The 15,918-nt window shown below is 55.7% G+C and carries 19 protein-coding genes; 17 read left to right on the top strand and 2 right to left on the bottom strand.

The genetic code is table 11. The annotated features are described in order from the left end of the window. Positions 1-1,255 precede the first annotated feature (1,255 nt). Complete coding sequence (locus ACIOWL_RS15645) at positions 1,256-2,212, top strand: endonuclease/exonuclease/phosphatase family protein (protein WP_400387057.1); 957 nt, start codon at positions 1,256-1,258, stop codon at positions 2,210-2,212. A 114-nt stretch (positions 2,213-2,326) separates the two neighbouring features. On the opposite strand, the gene ACIOWL_RS15640 is transcribed toward ACIOWL_RS15645, so the two are convergent. Then, entirely contained in the window at positions 2,327-3,706 is a 1,380-nt protein-coding gene (locus tag ACIOWL_RS15640; protein ID WP_400387054.1) for a PD-(D/E)XK nuclease family protein, read from the bottom strand. A 329-nt stretch (positions 3,707-4,035) separates the two neighbouring features. Then, positions 4,036-4,236, bottom strand: coding sequence for a hypothetical protein (locus tag ACIOWL_RS15635; protein ID WP_400387051.1), 201 nt, complete (start codon positions 4,234-4,236; stop codon positions 4,036-4,038). Between the two features lie 112 nt (positions 4,237-4,348). On the opposite strand from ACIOWL_RS15635, the gene ACIOWL_RS15630 reads away from it, so the two are divergent. The 16 genes from ACIOWL_RS15630 (at position 4,349) to ACIOWL_RS15555 (ending at position 15,835) form a co-directional block, all read left to right on the top strand. Continuing rightward, complete coding sequence (locus ACIOWL_RS15630; protein WP_400387048.1) at positions 4,349-4,618, top strand: endonuclease/exonuclease/phosphatase family protein; 270 nt, start codon at positions 4,349-4,351, stop codon at positions 4,616-4,618. 283 nt (positions 4,619-4,901) lie between these two features. Further along, positions 4,902-5,942, top strand: a complete 1,041-nt coding sequence (locus ACIOWL_RS15625) for a LacI family DNA-binding transcriptional regulator (protein WP_400387045.1) — start codon at positions 4,902-4,904, stop codon at positions 5,940-5,942. 116 nt (positions 5,943-6,058) lie between these two features. Further along, positions 6,059-7,354, top strand: a complete 1,296-nt coding sequence (locus ACIOWL_RS15620; protein WP_400387043.1) for an MFS transporter — start codon at positions 6,059-6,061, stop codon at positions 7,352-7,354. Positions 7,355-7,380: 26 nt separating this feature from the next. Beyond that, positions 7,381-8,160: an SDR family oxidoreductase gene (locus ACIOWL_RS15615; protein WP_400387041.1), complete on the top strand. Its 780-nt coding sequence runs from the start codon at positions 7,381-7,383 to the stop codon at positions 8,158-8,160. A 15-nt stretch (positions 8,161-8,175) separates the two neighbouring features. Then, positions 8,176-9,108 (top strand): 3-keto-5-aminohexanoate cleavage protein, encoded by a 933-nt coding sequence (locus ACIOWL_RS15610; RefSeq protein WP_400387038.1) that lies wholly within the window; start codon positions 8,176-8,178, stop codon positions 9,106-9,108. 549 nt (positions 9,109-9,657) lie between these two features. Continuing rightward, positions 9,658-10,029: a 50S ribosomal protein L14 gene (gene rplN / locus ACIOWL_RS15605; protein WP_400387036.1), complete on the top strand. Its 372-nt coding sequence runs from the start codon at positions 9,658-9,660 to the stop codon at positions 10,027-10,029. 2 nt (positions 10,030-10,031) lie between these two features. Beyond that, complete coding sequence (gene rplX / locus ACIOWL_RS15600) at positions 10,032-10,376, top strand: 50S ribosomal protein L24 (protein ID WP_400387033.1); 345 nt, start codon at positions 10,032-10,034, stop codon at positions 10,374-10,376. Next, positions 10,376-10,945 carry a 50S ribosomal protein L5 gene (rplE, locus tag ACIOWL_RS15595; protein ID WP_400387030.1) on the top strand — a complete coding sequence of 190 codons (570 nt, stop codon included), beginning with the start codon at positions 10,376-10,378 and terminating at the stop codon, positions 10,943-10,945. The genes rplX and rplE overlap by 1 nt, the downstream gene beginning before the upstream one ends. Positions 10,946-11,002: 57 nt before the next feature. Then, the gene (gene rpsH, locus ACIOWL_RS15590) at positions 11,003-11,401 is read left to right on the top strand and encodes a 30S ribosomal protein S8 (RefSeq protein WP_047119667.1); all 399 of its coding nucleotides are present in this window, start codon (positions 11,003-11,005) and stop codon (positions 11,399-11,401) included. 21 nt (positions 11,402-11,422) lie between these two features. Further along, the gene (gene rplF / locus ACIOWL_RS15585) at positions 11,423-11,959 is read left to right on the top strand and encodes a 50S ribosomal protein L6 (RefSeq protein WP_400387027.1); all 537 of its coding nucleotides are present in this window, start codon (positions 11,423-11,425) and stop codon (positions 11,957-11,959) included. Between the two features lie 2 nt (positions 11,960-11,961). Continuing rightward, on the top strand, positions 11,962-12,333 hold the full coding sequence (rplR, locus tag ACIOWL_RS15580; RefSeq protein ID WP_400387025.1) for a 50S ribosomal protein L18: 372 nt from the start codon (positions 11,962-11,964) through the stop codon (positions 12,331-12,333). A gap of 29 nt (positions 12,334-12,362) precedes the next feature. Continuing rightward, positions 12,363-13,040, top strand: a complete 678-nt coding sequence (gene rpsE / locus ACIOWL_RS15575; RefSeq protein WP_400387023.1) for a 30S ribosomal protein S5 — start codon at positions 12,363-12,365, stop codon at positions 13,038-13,040. Positions 13,041-13,044: 4 nt separating this feature from the next. Next, entirely contained in the window at positions 13,045-13,251 is a 207-nt protein-coding gene (rpmD, locus tag ACIOWL_RS15570; protein WP_047119663.1) for a 50S ribosomal protein L30, read from the top strand. Between the two features lie 2 nt (positions 13,252-13,253). Next, positions 13,254-13,709 carry a 50S ribosomal protein L15 gene (gene rplO / locus ACIOWL_RS15565; RefSeq protein ID WP_400387020.1) on the top strand — a complete coding sequence of 152 codons (456 nt, stop codon included), beginning with the start codon at positions 13,254-13,256 and terminating at the stop codon, positions 13,707-13,709. A 252-nt stretch (positions 13,710-13,961) separates the two neighbouring features. Next, the gene (gene secY, locus ACIOWL_RS15560) at positions 13,962-15,266 is read left to right on the top strand and encodes a preprotein translocase subunit SecY (RefSeq protein ID WP_400387017.1); all 1,305 of its coding nucleotides are present in this window, start codon (positions 13,962-13,964) and stop codon (positions 15,264-15,266) included. Continuing rightward, a complete protein-coding gene (locus ACIOWL_RS15555) occupies positions 15,263-15,835 on the top strand; it encodes an adenylate kinase (RefSeq protein WP_400387014.1) in 573 nt (190 codons plus the stop codon). Before secY ends, ACIOWL_RS15555 begins: the two co-directional genes overlap by 4 nt. Positions 15,836-15,918 lie beyond the last annotated feature (83 nt).

The raw sequence follows: 15,918 nt of genomic DNA, 5'->3' as shown, positions 1-15,918 counted from the left end.
CTCGATCTGTTCATCGTTCATGACCCAAAATTAACAGACTTGTGTAGAGATTAAAAGACCTTCCAGCAATAACCTAACAAAGTGCTACTAGGACCTTGTGCCTCACGCCGTTTTCCGATTCTTCGGACAAGTTCAGCGTAGGAAACTTCTCCAGCCTGCATTCGTAGTTCTTGCAGATCGGTGGCTATCGCATCCAAGCTATCGTGCTCCGGTGGTACCCCGAACGATTCCCGCACGTGATCTGCCCTCCAACTTTCGTGCATTATCGGTCTACGAAACACAGCGTACTACGACCAATTAGAAAAAATGATTGCATGACGGGGCACGTGTCGCCTGCCGGTATGCTCTGAAATCTGGGGATCTTGAGGCACCGGAAGACTTCTCCGGCAACCTAAAGGTTGCCATTGATGAGTATAAGGATCAGGGCAATTGCTTGGGTGATGACGAGAACACAGGCCAGCCGGGAAGGATTGACGCGTTCAGAACGAGATTTCATCAAGGTGAGCCCAGCTGAGCTTTGAGTGAGTGGGGGAGCCGAGGGTGGCCGTTGTTCACGAGCCCAGTCGGCTTTCTCATGGGTTTGGAATCTCTTCATGGTTCGGCCGGCCGAACATGATGCTCAGTCAGCAAGGGAACCATCAACATAAGCGGGTTGGACCCAAAGCTCCTTGAGAGTGCAGGGCATAGTGTCACCACTCAAATACATGAAACCGTCCTTGCCGGGTGGCTTCGAACGAGCCTGACGTGATCGGGCGGATGAGTACCCAAGTGCGGCAGGCCCGAGGTTTGCCATTGTTTTTGGGGTCGTTCGGGTTTGTTCGGCTATTGCCCGAAGGGAGCAATCAGCGCAGTTGCCACTACTGAACAATGAATAATTGAACTCAGCGCCGCTGCCACAGCTTAGCGTTCGAAAGGTGATTGTCATCGTTGGGGGACTTTTCAATTTTTACACTCGTTGCGTGGTGGCGGCGTTCGAACAACCTGCACTTCACAGTGGCACTCACCGCGTGAACAATACAAGGTGCAAATATTCGCGTACTTTTCGCCCTCTGGAAATCACTTGATTGGTGGTCTCCATGGCTTGGCTGCTACTGCCGCTCCAGGTTTCTGCTCAATGATGAACCTTGGCAGCAAATTTCCATTTTCTCCTTCGCAGTCGGCACGCTTCCTGCTTGTTATCCGCGCAGCGGTCGTTACACGCCGAAGAAAACTGGGTGAATACCACGCCTGCTTCTAGGTTTACTAGACTCAAAACATGAGCACACGATCCCGAACGCGACTGTCAGGCTGGATATCGTGGCCGCTATTGCTGTGCGCCGCAGGGGTTGGGCTAGTACCGTACTTTGCGCTCAGCGGCGGGGGATTGGTAGCTAAAGTTCAGGCATTTCAATTGTGGCTGTTAGCGATTCCGCTGTTGATACTCGCTCTGTTCTTGCTTCGAAGGCGGTGGCTGTTTTCTGTCGCCGTGGCGCTGTTACTGGGCATCGGGCTCATCCCGAATCTTCAGCCGAATACAAATAACGTGACTGCAAGCCAAAGTTTGAAGGGCTTGACTGTCCTCTCATTCAATACGCTCAAAGCGGGAGCCGACGGCAGTGAACTAGCTGACATGATCAAGCAGAGCGAACCAGATGTGCTGGTGTTGGTGGAAACCAGCGAGCCGTTGCACCAGAAGCTGCAGGCGTTGGGCGCCTTGGAGCACTTGCCGTATAGAACAGCTGAAGTTCCGACCGGGGGAGAACGCGATACGGTGATCTTTTCCAAGACACCGCTCAAAGAACGTGTCGGCGAACTAGGCACGGATGCGACAGGTTGGTATTCCCTGCCGATCGTTGATTTAGAAACGACGTATGGCCCCGTCACCGTTGCTGGCATCCACATCTTTCCGCCGTTGGGAGATGGCGCGAAATGGAAACATGGGTTTGACGCTGTCACTGATTGGGCTGCGCGGCAAGACTCATCTCAGGTCATCCTGGCCGGTGATTTCAACGCCGTGCGTGCCCATCCCGAACTCAGAAGGTTATCAAGTAACTTTCCCGATGCAGATGGGCTATGGCCTAGCTCCAGTTGGCCGGCAGACCGGGCGTTCCCTACGCTCATCGGAATCGACCATATCCTTGCCCGAGGAATGTCTTCGACTACCTTTAGCAGCCATGGGGTCAGCGGTTCTGACCATTTGGCAATCCGGGCAACGTTGCAGCCAACCCGATAGGGTGCGGCCGAAACGCTGAAGATCCCGCCGAGTAGGTTCTGGCATGTCTAGCTTGCCATCAACATGAAAATGAGTGGCCCCGTCAAGGGGCCACTCAAGATTGTCTGATGGGCGTTATCTTTCGACAAGACCAGTCATGTGTCGACCGCATTTGCAGCTCAGATCGCCAGATTCTTGTTGCTGGGTCAAAAACGCAACGAAGTCATCGGCCAGCTTCGCGCCAGAACCGCCATGAGCGCTTGCAAGTTTGCCACGCACGTCCTTGCCTGCCAACACGCATCCGCTGCCTGGATGATCGCCTGCAGAATCCTTGCCCCAGTGGTGCAACACGCTTGGTACGACGTTTTTGTTGCTCCCGGCGAAATAGATCGTCATTCCATCATGAAGGTTTAGTGTGATGTTCTGGCGACCGCTGGAAATCTTAACGGATTTGAAAAATCGTGGATAACCATCGGCAGCCACTTCCTGTTTGGGTTCTACCGGCTTGCCCGCGATTGCTTCGGCCACTTCTTTGATGATCTTGATGGTCTCTTCGTTTTTGCTCATATCGACCATTGGCGGGCGGTGTTCCCAACATGTACTGAGCACTCGGTCCAGATCGGTACTGCTGCCACCAAGCGCTTCAAACGCACTGGCAAGTTCCTCATGCACGCGACGCGAATCCTCGGGCGCCGCCATCGAGTGAACACGTTTGGCCTGTGAGTAAGCGCGAACCCTTGCATCCTCTATCTCCAGGGCTTCAATTGCGGTGAGGAGCACACCTGCCTGAGCAGTCGAAGAATTCTCGCTGAATAGATCCTCGACCGCTTCTGACACGCTCACTGCGGTTCGGCGTTTCTGGTCGGCAATGAATTGTTCAATGATGAATTGTGCACTGTCTGAGCAGGCGCCACCGGCTTCCTGAACCGCCGAGGTGATCACCGACTGAAGATCCTCGAAAGTTACGTTCACCCACGTCTCTTGAGGGGAGGAATTCGGATGTTCGTCCAGGGGTGTTTCAGCTTCTTCGGTGAGGAATATGAAGTATCTGGCGGAGTAGTCCTGGTATTTGTTCTGTACCCAGCTGCGATAGCGGCCTAGCTGTTCTGTGTGTTGCGAACTTTTCATTTTGCATTCGAAAGCCACATAGACCTGATTGATCGGGTCATTGACAGTGATATCGATCCGCGCCTTCAAGTGCGAACCGTTAGCTTCATCTGCTGCGGCTGGCACGGCCGTTTCAGTTTCGGTCCGAACCTTGCGTGTACCGAGATGAATGGAGCCGATGGCGATCTGGTCAATCAATCCGTTGATCACGCGGGCGCCTAGACCGTGATTGGCTGTTGGGTCCAGCAACCAGGCGAACATTCGGTTGTATCTGTTCTCGTAACTGGCTTCCCCATAATGAATGATGTCCCAGAAGTTTGGCTTTGGCAGTGCGGCATTATGGAAGTCCTCGTTCTTCAGCAGCTCAGTCAGAGCCGAAGCGAGTTGTTCAATATTCGTGGAGTCCATAGTCTTGGCGGCCTTTCTAGCATTAGGAGTCGAGCGCACCGAAGCCGTAGAAATGTTCGTTGAGGGTGATGGAACAACGAGGAGAATGGAACTCTACGAAGTGCACTAATTCAACAGCGTAGTGACGGGCGCAGTAGGTTTGTGCGGATGCACCGTGTTTTCCGTCTTCCCGTACAAACCCGAACGTGATGTGGTGAGTGACCGAACTCGCTCAGACGGAGACATCCCACTAACAACGGCGATTTCCTTGTCGGCCGGACTCGTTGAAGCTGGTGATGATGTCGTCGAAACCCTGCTTCGGTTGCCGTGGACTTTTGATAGCTTTTGCATCATTTGCTTCCTTCGCGGTTATTGAAACTGTCGGCAATGGCATCGTTGGCGATTCGTTCGGAGTTGTCTATACCTTGTTGGAGCTGCTTCGGCGTGAGCACGGAATCATCATCAAGCCACGTGGCCCAGGTGGCGTTGAACTGATTTTCCAGGGTGGACCGTTGAACGTATTGCCGGGTGCTGCAGATCTTCAACGCCACGCAGGAGCCGTCATTGTCGAAGACGGGTAATGATTACGGTTGTTGGCATGCATATCTATCCACCGTTGAACGGGGCAGACCGATGGCAACATGGTCTTCAGGCGCTCAATGATTGGTTGCGAAACAATTCCGATGTCCCACCATCGTTGCGGGTGATTTCAATTCAGTGCGAGCACACCCCGATTTCCGCTCTTTGAGCACAGGACTCTTGGACGCAGATGGAGTGTGGCCGGTGGCCACCTGGCCCGCTAATAGGTCCCATGCTCCACAAGCGGGCACTGAGCACATCTTGGCTCGAAATCTGGAGCCCACCCAATTTCAATCACTGAATATCAAGGGCTCAGACCATTCCGCGATTACTGCGACTCTTGTTGGACAGTAGACATGCTGAAGCATGTGATCGTCTGCTGGCGCAGTAGTCGCGGTTATCGGTGAACGTCGCAGACCACATTGCTTCGACTCTGTGTCATGTCCATGGAACGGGATAAGCAAGGTTAAGTTCCTGAATGAACTTCTGGCTTAGGAATAATGCTGTATCGACTGAATGACTGGAATTTCGTACGTAGCCGAGCACCAAGTTACTTAACGTTGCTTAATGCCAATTCCTGCCCTGTAATTGAAGTCACAGGCCAAAGTTGTTGGCACAGAGAATGAAGGGAGCGGCAATGCTGGAATCGGCACACAAAGGACAACGTCCGGCGCCACGTGTTTCCGCTGCCGCGGTAGCTCGAGCTGCGGGTGTCTCTACCGCCACCGTCAGCTACATTATGAACGGCCGCCCCGGAGCGTCTACAGAAACCCGGCGGCATGTACTGAGTATCGCCAACGAACTTGGCTACCGACCCGATACCTTGGACCGTGATCCCACACTTACGCGGGTGATTGGCCTGATTCTTCCCAATATCGTCAATCAGATGTATACCGGCTGGGCGCAGCACATTATTAGTGCTACATCCGAGCAAGGGTTTGAAGTTTTTGTAGCAACAACCCAAGATGATCCGGATTCGCTAGCCCAGGTCGCCACGACCTTGGCCGCTCGTAATGTTGATGGCATCATCATTGCCGCAGCGCTACGCGAAGATTCAAGAGCCCTGCGCACGCTAAGACATAACCGCATTCCCTTTGTATGTCTTTCGCGACGCTCCGAGTACGTGCCGGGAGATTTTGTCGGCATAGATGACGATGCAGCCGCGTCCGAACTCATGGGACACGTTCTAGCACATGGGTATCAGGAGATCGCTACAGTCATTGGTCCTCGATTCTCCACCGCTTCGTTTGCACGGGAACTGGCTTTTGTTCGAACTGCGGCGGCTTCTGGAATCACGATTACCGGAGACCGAAAAGTCAGTACACGGCTTAACTCCGACGGTGGACGGGTGGCCGCAGAAAAGCTATTCTCCGCTGTCTCCCCACCTCGCGCTGTTGTTTGCGGTTCGGATGAAATCGCCATTGGAGTCATGGAGCACGTGATCCAACAGGGACTTAAGGTTCCTGAGGATGTCGCAGTCGTCGGATCTGACGGGGTGTCGCATAGCCGGTCAGGACTCATCGGGCTGACCACTATCGTCCAGCCGGTCAAAGACATGGCTGAGCGTAGCTTCAAACTGCTTTTGGACCAGATCACCACACCTCGGCAAACCTACGCCGTGGCGGTCTGTTCCCACCGCCTATTCATCGGACGTACCTGCGGGTGCACCGCAGGCTAAATCGCCGAGACTCAACTACCCACCTGTTCCACACGCCACTTAGGGCGGCACCTTTTGTGCTGATCCCTGCCCTTTTTCAGAAAGGTTCGTTCATGCGTACCACCGAAAGGACGACGATGAGGTCTCCAGAAGTTGTCAATAAGGTCATTTTCCGGCGTATTATGCCGTTACTGATTGCCGCCTACATCATGGCTTTCATCGACCGTACCAACATTGGTATGGCCAAAGATCGTATGGAAATCGACCTAGGGATCTCCGCAACTGCTTATGGTGTTGGCGCAGGTCTGTTTTTTCTGACCTACGCGCTGTCGGAAATCCCATCCAACTTGATCATGCACAAGGTCGGTGCTCGATTCTGGATCATGCGCATCATGATCACCTGGGGCATCTTGTCTGCTTGCATGGCCTTCGTACAGGGCGAATGGTCCTTCTACATCCTTCGCATGCTGTTGGGTATTGCCGAGGCTGGTCTGTTCCCCGGCGTGATCTATTTTCTGACTCAGTGGTTTATGGTCAAGGACCGCGCCAAGGCTAACGGCATGTTCTTGTTGGGTGTGTCGATTGCCAACATCGTTGGTGCACCTTTGGGTGGAGTCCTCCTGACGCTCGACGGACTCGGTGGTCTACACGGTTGGCAATGGATGTTCATCATTGAAGGATTGCCGGCATGTGTCCTAGCGTTTGTGATTTGGAAAACCCTGCCAAACCGTCCCACGGAAGCAACATTTCTTTCCCGCGCCGAAGCTGAAGCATTAGAGGCACGAATCCTTGCTGAAGAGCAAGCCGGTGCTGCGGCAGCGGGTAACTCGAAGCTGCGCCATGTCCTGAAAGACAAACAAATCCTGTTGGTTGTCGCTATCTACTTCACTCACCAGTTGGCAGTCTACGCACTGAGCTTTTTCCTGCCTTCCATCATCGGAACCTACGGAACACTCAACACAATCCAGGTTGGCCTGTTGACCTCGATTCCATGGATTTTCTCCGCTGCCGGTGCCTTGCTCTTGCCTCGATTGGCGACGAATGCTTTGCGCTCACGGCTGATCGCCACGGCCACCATGACCGGCATCGTCGCAGGGTTCACCCTTGGCGCCGTAGGTGGTCCGGTACTTGGAATGATCGGTTTCTGCCTGGCTGCATTCAACTTCTTCGCCCTGCAGCCAATTCTTTTCACCTATCCGGCAACACGACTGTCCGGTGCGGCACTGGCCGGTGGAATCGCTTTCGTAAACACCGTTGGACTGTTTGGCGGTTTCTTGGGCCCATACATCATGGGCTACATGGAAGATGCCACCGGCAGCAAACTGTCCGGACTCTGGTTCATTGTGGTCATGTGCGCCATCGGAGCGGTGCTTACACGCAGGTTGCAGCGCGGTGCTGAAACCCCAGATGCATCCAAGATTGCCTCCCACTAACGAATATGAAAAGGACCTGAACTGTGATGAATGAGAACATTCTTGGACTTGAGGGCAGGCGCGTTTTGGTCACCGCAGGTGCGGCTGGGATCGGTCTGCATATCGCGGAGGCATTCCGGAAAGCCGGCGCCCGCGTCATGGTCACCGACATTAACCCGAAGGTTGTCGAACAAGCGCGTACGGCCGGTTTTATCGCCGAGGTCAATGACGTATCTGACGAAAAACAAGTGACTGAACTGGCAGAGCAGGTTCGTGAGGCGTTTGGTGGGTTGGATGTCCTGGTGAACAATGCTGGGATCGCCGGACCTACAGGTCCAGTCAGCACCCTTGACAGTGAGGTCTGGAAACAAACGTTCGACGTCAACGTTCACGGCCAGTTCTACTGCATTAAGCATCTGCTCCCGCTACTTCGACAAGGTCACCAGGCTAGCATTGTCAACCTTTCATCGGCCGCAGGTCGATTGGGAATGGCAGGCCGCAGCCCGTACTCGGCATCTAAGTGGGCGGTTATCGGCCTAACGAAAACCCTGGCCATTGAGCTCGGTGCTGAATCGATCCGAGTCAACGCTATCTGTCCCGGAGCAGTCAATGGCCCCCGGATCGAGAGTGTCATCGAGGCGAAGGCCGAAATGCTGGGCCAACCGGTATCGGAAGTATCCGCGCTTTATCACGGGCAGTCCTCCCTGAACCGCTTGGTTGAACCTGAGGACATTGCCAACATGGCCGTGTTCCTGGCTAGTTCCATGGCCAGCAACGTTAATGGCCAGGCCATGGCCGTCGACGGAAATACCGAAAAACTCTACTAAGGATCCAGTCTTCCAATGGCAAACAACCGCAAAGTCATCATTACCTGCGCCGTCACCGGCGCTATCCATACACCAAGTATGTCTCCGCACCTGCCTGTAAGCGCGGGTGAAATTGCCGAGGCGGCCATTAGCGCAGCCGAAGCTGGAGCAGCAATCGTGCATATGCACGCTAGGGACCCCGAAGACGGAAGTCCATCGCAGAATCCCGAGCATTTTGCGCCCATACTTCAAGAACTCAAAAGTGGCACCGACGCAGTCATCAACATCACGACCGGCGGCTCCCCACATATGAGTGTTGAAGAACGCATGCGGCCAGTCATTGAGTTCAAGCCGGAACTCGCCTCGCTAAACATGGGATCAATGAATTTCGGCCTGTATCCAATGCTGGATCGATTTGAAGAGTTCGGCCATCAGTGGGAAAGAGAAGCGCTAGAGAACTCTCGTGATCTAGTTTTCAAAAACACTTTCGCAGATATTGAAGCCATCCTTCGGCTCGGGGCGGCGAACTCAACTCGATTTGAGTTTGAATGTTATGACATTTCGCATCTGAACAACCTTGCCCATTTCCAAGCCCGCGGTTTGGCCAGCGGCCCTTTGTTTGTGCAATCCGTGTTTGGGTTATTGGGAGGAATTGGGGCGCATCCAGAGGATCTGATGCATATGCGCCGTACAGCTGACAGGCTTTTTGGGGATTCTTATCTGTGGTCGATTCTGGGAGCAGGGCGAAACCAGATGCCACTGGCAACCATCGGCTCGGCCATAGGTTCGCATGTTCGCGTCGGATTGGAAGATTCCTTGTGGATTGGACCCGGTAAGCTGGCGCAATCCAACGCGGAACAGGTCAGCAGGGTCAGGACAATTTTGGAAGCGCTCAACTACGAGATCGCTACTCCCGACGAGGCGCGCGAAATGCTGCAGCTTAAAGGGCGAGAGAACGTCGGTTTTTAGCGAACTGCAAATGCGGCAGTGGGCTATTCGTTACGCCGCAACCACTACCTGGGCGCTTTAGGAGCATTAGCGGCTGCGTGGTGCCGGGCCACGGACACCGCCGTTCACGAAATTAGTGCTCCGTTGATCTTCATCTCTGATCATGGAAACGCAAACGTGAACATCTTAGCTGCAACAGACTAAACGAGTCAGCGGGATCTGCGGGGGAGTGGATCTTTGAAATTCCGGAGTTTTCCACCACCGCAGGATGTGATCAACAACGCGTGAATTGGCCCTACCACACCATTTCGGTTTCGCGCCACTCTAGGCTAAACTTAAGAATCTGTGCGCATCTTGTTCGGGGACTATCCACCTTCGGCCTGATGCAGTGCGGTCGAAAATCATTTTCGCCACACACACAGCCTCGATATTTTACGCCTCGGCCCTGCCGCCATTTGGGATCAGCATTCGGTGCGCCCGCGTCGGTGGGGGTAAGCGATCGTATCTTGGAGACCATATCCGTTCCGCAAGGCTCATTTATGAGAACCAGCGAGACGACAGGAGTAAGAAGTGATTCAGCAGGAGTCGCGACTCAAGGTTGCCGATAACACCGGTGCTAAGGAAATCCTTACCATTCGTGTTCTGGGTGGCTCGAAGCGTCGCTACGCAAGCATCGGCGACACCATTGTCGCAACCGTCAAGGATGCAATCCCTGGCGGCAACGTAAAGAAGGGCGACGTCGTAAAGGCTGTTGTCGTTCGCACCAAGAAGGAAATCCGTCGCGCCGACGGTTCCTACATCAAGTTCGACGAGAACGCTGCCGTGATCCTCAAGGGTGACGCCACCGATCCTCGTGGAACTCGTATCTTCGGCCCAGTGGGTCGTGAGCTTCGTGACAAGAAGTTCATGAAGATTGTTTCCCTGGCTCCGGAGGTGCTGTAAGCATGGGCGCAAAGATCAAGAAGGGTGACCTGGTTCAGGTCATCTCCGGTAAGGAACGTGGCAAGCAGGGCAAGGTCCTGAAGGTCATCACCGAGACCAACCGCGTGCTGGTTGAGGGCGTTAACCGCGTCACCAAGCACACCAAGGCTGGCCAGACCGAGCGCGGCACCCAGACCGGTGGCATCGAGGTTGTTGAAGCTCCAGTACACGTCTCGAACGTTGCTGTGGTTGATCCAGAAACCAAGAAGCCAACCCGCGTTGGTTTCCGTGAGGAAACCGTAGAAAAGAACGGCGTGTCCAAGACTGTACGCGTTCGTTACGCCAAGGCTTCCGGAAAGGATCTGTAATGACTGAAGCAGCCACCAAGATCCAGCCGCGTCTGCGCGCTAAGTACGCAGCTGACATCCGCCCTGCCCTGCAGGAGCAGTTCAACTACGCCAACCCAATGCAGGTTCCTAACCTGTCCAAGGTTGTTGTGAACATGGGTGTTGGCGAAGCAGCCAAGGACTCGAAGCTCATTGAAGGCGCCGTGCGCGATCTGACCGCTATTACCGGTCAGAAGCCAGTGATTACCCGTGCTCGCAAGTCGATCGCTCAGTTCAAGCTGCGCGAAGGCATGCCGATCGGTACTCACACCACCCTGCGTAACGATCGCATGTGGGAATTCGTTGATCGCCTGATCACCCTGGCACTGCCTCGTATCCGCGACTTCCGCGGCCTGAGCGACCGCCAGTTCGATGGCAATGGCAACTACACTTTCGGTCTGACCGAACAGTCGATGTTCCATGAAATCGATCAGGACAAGATCGATCGCGTGCGCGGTATGGACATCACTGTGGTGACCACCGCCAAGACTGACGATGAAGGCCGCGCCTTGCTTAAGGCTCTGGGCTTCCCGTTCAAGACCAACAACTAATCTCACTACGTTACAGGTCCGCATAGGAAACCGTAACGAGGAAGGGCTGAAGCCCACATGTCTATGACAGATCCAGTCGCAGATATGCTGACTCGTCTGCGCAACGCCAACTCGGCTTACCACGACACTGTGTCGATGCCGTCGAGCAAGCTCAAGCTGCGCATTGCCAACATCTTGAAGGAACAGGGCTACATTGCCTCCTTCGAGGAAGAGGCTGCCGAAGTCGGCAAGAAGCTGACCATCACTTTGAAGTACGGCCCATCGCGCGAGCGTTCGATCGCTGGCGTACGTCGTATCTCCAAGCCAGGCCTGCGTGTATACGCGAAGTCCACCAACCTGCCTCACGTGCTCGGTGGTCTTGGCATCGCAATCCTGTCCACCTCCTCCGGTCTGCTTACCGACCGTCAGGCTGCAAAGAAGGGCGTGGGTGGGGAAGTCCTCGCCTACGTCTGGTAACGGGAAGGGAAGGAAAACACTATGTCACGTATTGGACGTCTTCCGATCACCGTTCCTGCCAACGTTGAACTGAATGTCGATGGCCAGCTGGTCAGCGTCAAGGGCCCTAAGGGTGAGCTTTCGCTGACCGTTTCGGCTCCGATCACCGTTGCCAAGGACGAGAACACCGTTACCGTCACCCGTCCGAACGACGGCCGCGAGGCCCGTTCGCTGCACGGTCTGACCCGTACCCTGATCAACAACCTGATCATCGGTGTCACCGAGGGTTACGAGAAGAAGCTCGAAATCCACGGAACCGGCTACCGCGTTCAGGCCAAGGGCAACGACCTGGAGCTTGCTCTGGGTTACTCGCACCCGGTCAGCGTTACCGCGCCAGAGGGTATCACCCTGAGCGTTGAGGGCAACAACAAGATCATCGTTGCTGGTATTGATAAGCAGCACGTCGGTGAGGTTGCCGCTAACATCCGCAAGCTGCGTAAGACCGAGCCTTACAAGGGCAAGGGCATTCGTTACGCAGGCGAGCAGATCCGCCGCAAGGTCGGAAAGGCTGGTAAGTAATCATGGCTATCGGAATCAAGGGCAAGAGCAAGTCCGCTCAGCGCGGTCGTCGTCACCTGCGTGTGCGCAAGCGCATCACCGGTACCGAGGCTCGTCCACGCCTGGTCATCAACCGCTCGGCTCGTCACATGTTCGTTCAGATCGTGGACGACTCGAAGGGTCTGACCCTGGCCAGCGCTTCGACCATGGAAGCAGAGCTTCGTTCGAGCGATGCAGACAAGACCGCAAAGTCCAAGCGCGTTGGCGAGCTCGTTGCAGAGCGTGCCAAGGCTGCCGGCATTGAGGCTGTTGTATTCGACCGCGGCGGCAACAAGTACCACGGTCGCGTGGCTGCAGTTGCTGACGGCGCACGTGAAGGTGGGCTGGCACTGTGAGCGAAGCAACCAACAAGAAGGAAACTCAGGTGTCTGAAGCTACTGAGGCAGTCGAGACTGCTGCTGCTCCCGCTACCGAGAACGCCGGAGCCCGCCGTGGCGAGGGTCGCGGTCGTGGCGAAGGCCGCGGTCGTGGCGAAGGACGTGGCCGCGGCCGCGACCAGAAGGATAACCGCAACGAAGACAAGGACAAGTTCCTTGAGCGCGTTGTAGCTATCAACCGCGTCTCCAAGGTCGTCAAGGGTGGTCGTCGCTTCAGCTTCACCGCCCTGGTAGTTGTCGGTGACGGCAACGGCATGGTCGGCGTTGGCTACGGCAAGGCTAAGGAAGTTCCTGCAGCTATCGCCAAGGGCGTTGAAGAGGCCAAGAAGTCCTTCTTCCGCGTTCCACGCGTTGGCACCACCATCCCGCACCTGGTCAAGGGCGAGGCAGCCGCTGGCGTTGTCATGCTCCGTCCAGCTGCTCCGGGTACCGGCGTTATCGCCGGTGGTCCGGTGCGCGCCGTGCTGGAGTGCGCAGGCATCCACGACATCCTGTCGAAGTCGATGGGTTCGAGCAACCAGATCAACATCGTTCAGGGCACCATTGCCGCACTGAAGGCTCTGGAAGAGCCTGCAGCTGTTGCAGCCCGCCGCGGTCTTCCGCTGGACGAGGTTGCTCCGGCAGCAATGCTGCGTCACATCCAGTCCCAGAAGGCAGGTGCTTAACTCAATGGCTAAGAACATTGTTCCAAGCGACGCCCAGCTGGAAATCACTCAGATCAAGTCCATCATCGGTGGTAACCAGGTACAGCGCGACGTTGTTCGCTCGCTGGGCCTGAAGCGCATCGGACACACCGTTGTCCGCTCCGCTGACCCTGTGACCGTTGGTATGGTCAACAAGGTCCCACACCTGCTGAAGGTTGAGGAGGCGAAGTAAAGATGGCTCAGAAGGAAAACGCACTTAAGGTGCACCACCTGCGTCCAGCTGAAGGTGCCAAGACCGCCAAGACCCGCGTTGGTCGTGGTGAAGGCTCCAAGGGTAAGACCGCTGGTCGCGGTACCAAGGGTACCAAGGCTCGTTACCAGGTGAAGGCAGGCTTCGCAGGTGGTCAGCTTCCGCTGCACATGCGTCTGCCAAAGCTGCGCGGCTTCAAGAACCCGTTCCGCGTCGAGTTCCAGGTTGTAAACCTGGACAAGATCTCGGAGCTGTTCCCAGAAGGCGGCGAAGTCACCGTAGAGGCACTGGTTGCCAAGGGCGCTGTTCGCAAGAACCAGCCCGTCAAGGTGCTTGGCACCGGCGAGATCTCGGTTAAGGTCGACGTGAAGGTTGATGCCTTCTCGACTTCCGCTGCTGAGAAGATCGCTGCTGCCGGCGGCTCGGCAAACACCCTCTAAACCAGGGTTAAGCCAAGGCTAGCCCCCGTTCACATTGAATTTTCAAGGTGAGCGGGGGCTTTCCATTTCCCAAAGTTTTTGAAGGATCATCGGAAATACCTGCGGTGATCTGCTTGTTGTTAATACAAATGAGTAAAACGAGGTCAATTTTCGTGTCTTGTATTTGGCGCGGACGTACCTCGGACAGCTAGAATCATTAGGTCACGGGTCGTATCTGATCCGGGGACTTTGGAACATACTTCAGGAGGACGCTTGTTCAGCGCCATAGCCCGAGTTTTTCGGACGCCTGATCTGCGCAACAAGTTGCTGTTCACGCTGGGGATCATTGCGATCTACCGTATCGGCGTATTCATCCCGGCACCGGGAATTGATTACAGCAACGTTCAGCAGTGTCTGGCAATGGGTGAAACCACCGGTGGACTTTATTCATTTGTGAATCTGTTCAGTGGCGGCGCCCTGTTGCAGGTCTCAATTTTCGCGATGGGTATCATGCCGTATATTACGGCCGCCATCATCGTGCAGCTGCTTCGTGTGGTCATCCCGCACTTCGAGACCTTGCACAAGGAAGGCCAGGCCGGCCAGGGCAAGCTGACCCAGTACACGCGTTACCTCACCATCGCCCTGGCGCTGCTGCAGGGCACCACTCTGGTCACCCTGGCGCGTACCGGCAACCTGTTCCCAAGCTGCACCTTGCCATTGGTGCCGGAAGACAACCTGATCATCATCCTGCTGATGGTGATCACCCTGACCGCAGGCACCGGCCTGATCATGTGGATGGGCGAGTTGATCACCGAACGCGGCATCGGCAACGGCATGTCGATCCTCATCTTCATCTCCATCGCCTCGGGCTTCCCAGCCTCGATGACCTCCATCCTGCGCACCCAGGGCTGGATGACCTTCATCGGCGTGATCGCCATCGGCATGGTCATCATCGGCCTGGTGGTCTTCGTGGAGCAGTCCCAGCGCCGCATCCCGGTCCAGTACGCCAAGCGTACGATTGGCCGCCGCACCGTGGGTGGCACCTCCACCTACATCCCGCTGAAGCTGAACATGGCCAACGTGGTGCCGGTGATCTTCGCCAGCTCCATCCTGGCCCTGCCGCAGATGATCGTGCAGTTCAACCAGAACCCGGACGGCACCTTGCCGGAGTGGGCCCTGTGGTTGCAGACCCATTCCTCGACGTCCTCGCCGTGGTACATGCTGGTCTACACGCTGCTGATCATCGGCTTCACCTACTTCTACGTGGCCATCACCTTCAACCCGGTTGAAGTTGCTGACAACATGAAGAAGTACGGCGGCTTCATCCCGGGCATTCGCGCCGGACGGCCAACCTCCGAGTACCTGCAGTACGTGATCTCCCGCATCACGTTCCCGGGCTCGCTGTACCTGGCATTTGTTGCGTTGATTCCACTGATCGCCTTCGTGCTGATCAACGCAGATCAGAGTTTCCCATTCGGCGGTACCTCCATCATGATCATGGTTGGTGTTGGTCTTGAGACCGTCAAACAAATCAATGCGCAAATGCAGCAACGAAACTACGAAGGGCTACTGCGATGAGTCGACTTCTTATCATTGGACCCCCAGGTGCCGGCAAGGGCACCCAGGCCGTGAAGATCTCCGAGCGTCTGTCGATCCCTGCGATCTCGACCGGTGACATCTTCCGTGCAAACGTCAAGGGCGGCACCCCGCTGGGTATCGAAGCCAGCAAGTACATCGACAACGGAAACTTCGTCCCGGACTCGGTCACCAACAACATGGTTGAAGACCGCCTGAACCAGGACGATGTGGCCAACGGCTTCCTGCTGGACGGCTACCCGCGCACCAGCGCCCAGGTCGACGCGCTGGACGCCATGCTGGAAGCCAAGGGCATCGCCCTGGACGCAGTCCTGCAGCTGACCGCGGATGACGATGAGCTGGTGGCACGCCTGCTCAAGCGTGCAGAGATCGAAGGCCGCGCAGATGACACCGAAGAGGTCATCCGCCACCGCCTGGGCCTGTACAACGCAGAAACCAAGATCGTGGTCGACCGTTACGAAGAGCGCGGCATTGTGCGCAAGGTTGACGGCATCGGCGCCATCGACGAGGTCACCGACCGCGTGATGACCGCACTGAACGTCAACGCCTAAGTCACGGCGTTTTTACGCGCAGGGATCGTGTGAGCCAGCCATCACGGCTAGCGGCACGGTCCCTGTGCGGTTTTTCAGACTTA

The organism is Glutamicibacter sp. NPDC087344 (assembly GCF_044744225.1).
In the GTDB taxonomy this organism is placed as follows: Bacteria; Actinomycetota; Actinomycetes; order Actinomycetales; family Micrococcaceae; genus Glutamicibacter.
This window is presented reverse-complemented; position numbering and strand designations above follow the sequence as displayed.

Coding starts and splice junctions, on each gene's coding strand:
- rplX (WP_400387033.1), top strand. CDS start 10,032: ATGGGCGCAAAGATCAAGAAGGGTGACCTGGTTCAGGTCATCTCCGGT.
- rplO (WP_400387020.1), top strand. CDS start 13,254: ATGGCTCAGAAGGAAAACGCACTTAAGGTGCACCACCTGCGTCCAGCT.
- ACIOWL_RS15615 (WP_400387041.1), top strand. CDS start 7,381: ATGAATGAGAACATTCTTGGACTTGAGGGCAGGCGCGTTTTGGTCACC.
- rplR (WP_400387025.1), top strand. CDS start 11,962: ATGGCTATCGGAATCAAGGGCAAGAGCAAGTCCGCTCAGCGCGGTCGT.
- rplE (WP_400387030.1), top strand. CDS start 10,376: ATGACTGAAGCAGCCACCAAGATCCAGCCGCGTCTGCGCGCTAAGTAC.
- ACIOWL_RS15555 (WP_400387014.1), top strand. CDS start 15,263: ATGAGTCGACTTCTTATCATTGGACCCCCAGGTGCCGGCAAGGGCACC.
- rpsH (WP_047119667.1), top strand. CDS start 11,003: ATGTCTATGACAGATCCAGTCGCAGATATGCTGACTCGTCTGCGCAAC.
- ACIOWL_RS15620 (WP_400387043.1), top strand. CDS start 6,059: ATGAGGTCTCCAGAAGTTGTCAATAAGGTCATTTTCCGGCGTATTATG.
- ACIOWL_RS15640 (WP_400387054.1), bottom strand. CDS start 3,706: ATGGACTCCACGAATATTGAACAACTCGCTTCGGCTCTGACTGAGCTG.
- rplF (WP_400387027.1), top strand. CDS start 11,423: ATGTCACGTATTGGACGTCTTCCGATCACCGTTCCTGCCAACGTTGAA.
- ACIOWL_RS15610 (WP_400387038.1), top strand. CDS start 8,176: ATGGCAAACAACCGCAAAGTCATCATTACCTGCGCCGTCACCGGCGCT.
- ACIOWL_RS15625 (WP_400387045.1), top strand. CDS start 4,902: ATGCTGGAATCGGCACACAAAGGACAACGTCCGGCGCCACGTGTTTCC.
- rpmD (WP_047119663.1), top strand. CDS start 13,045: ATGGCTAAGAACATTGTTCCAAGCGACGCCCAGCTGGAAATCACTCAG.
- ACIOWL_RS15645 (WP_400387057.1), top strand. CDS start 1,256: ATGAGCACACGATCCCGAACGCGACTGTCAGGCTGGATATCGTGGCCG.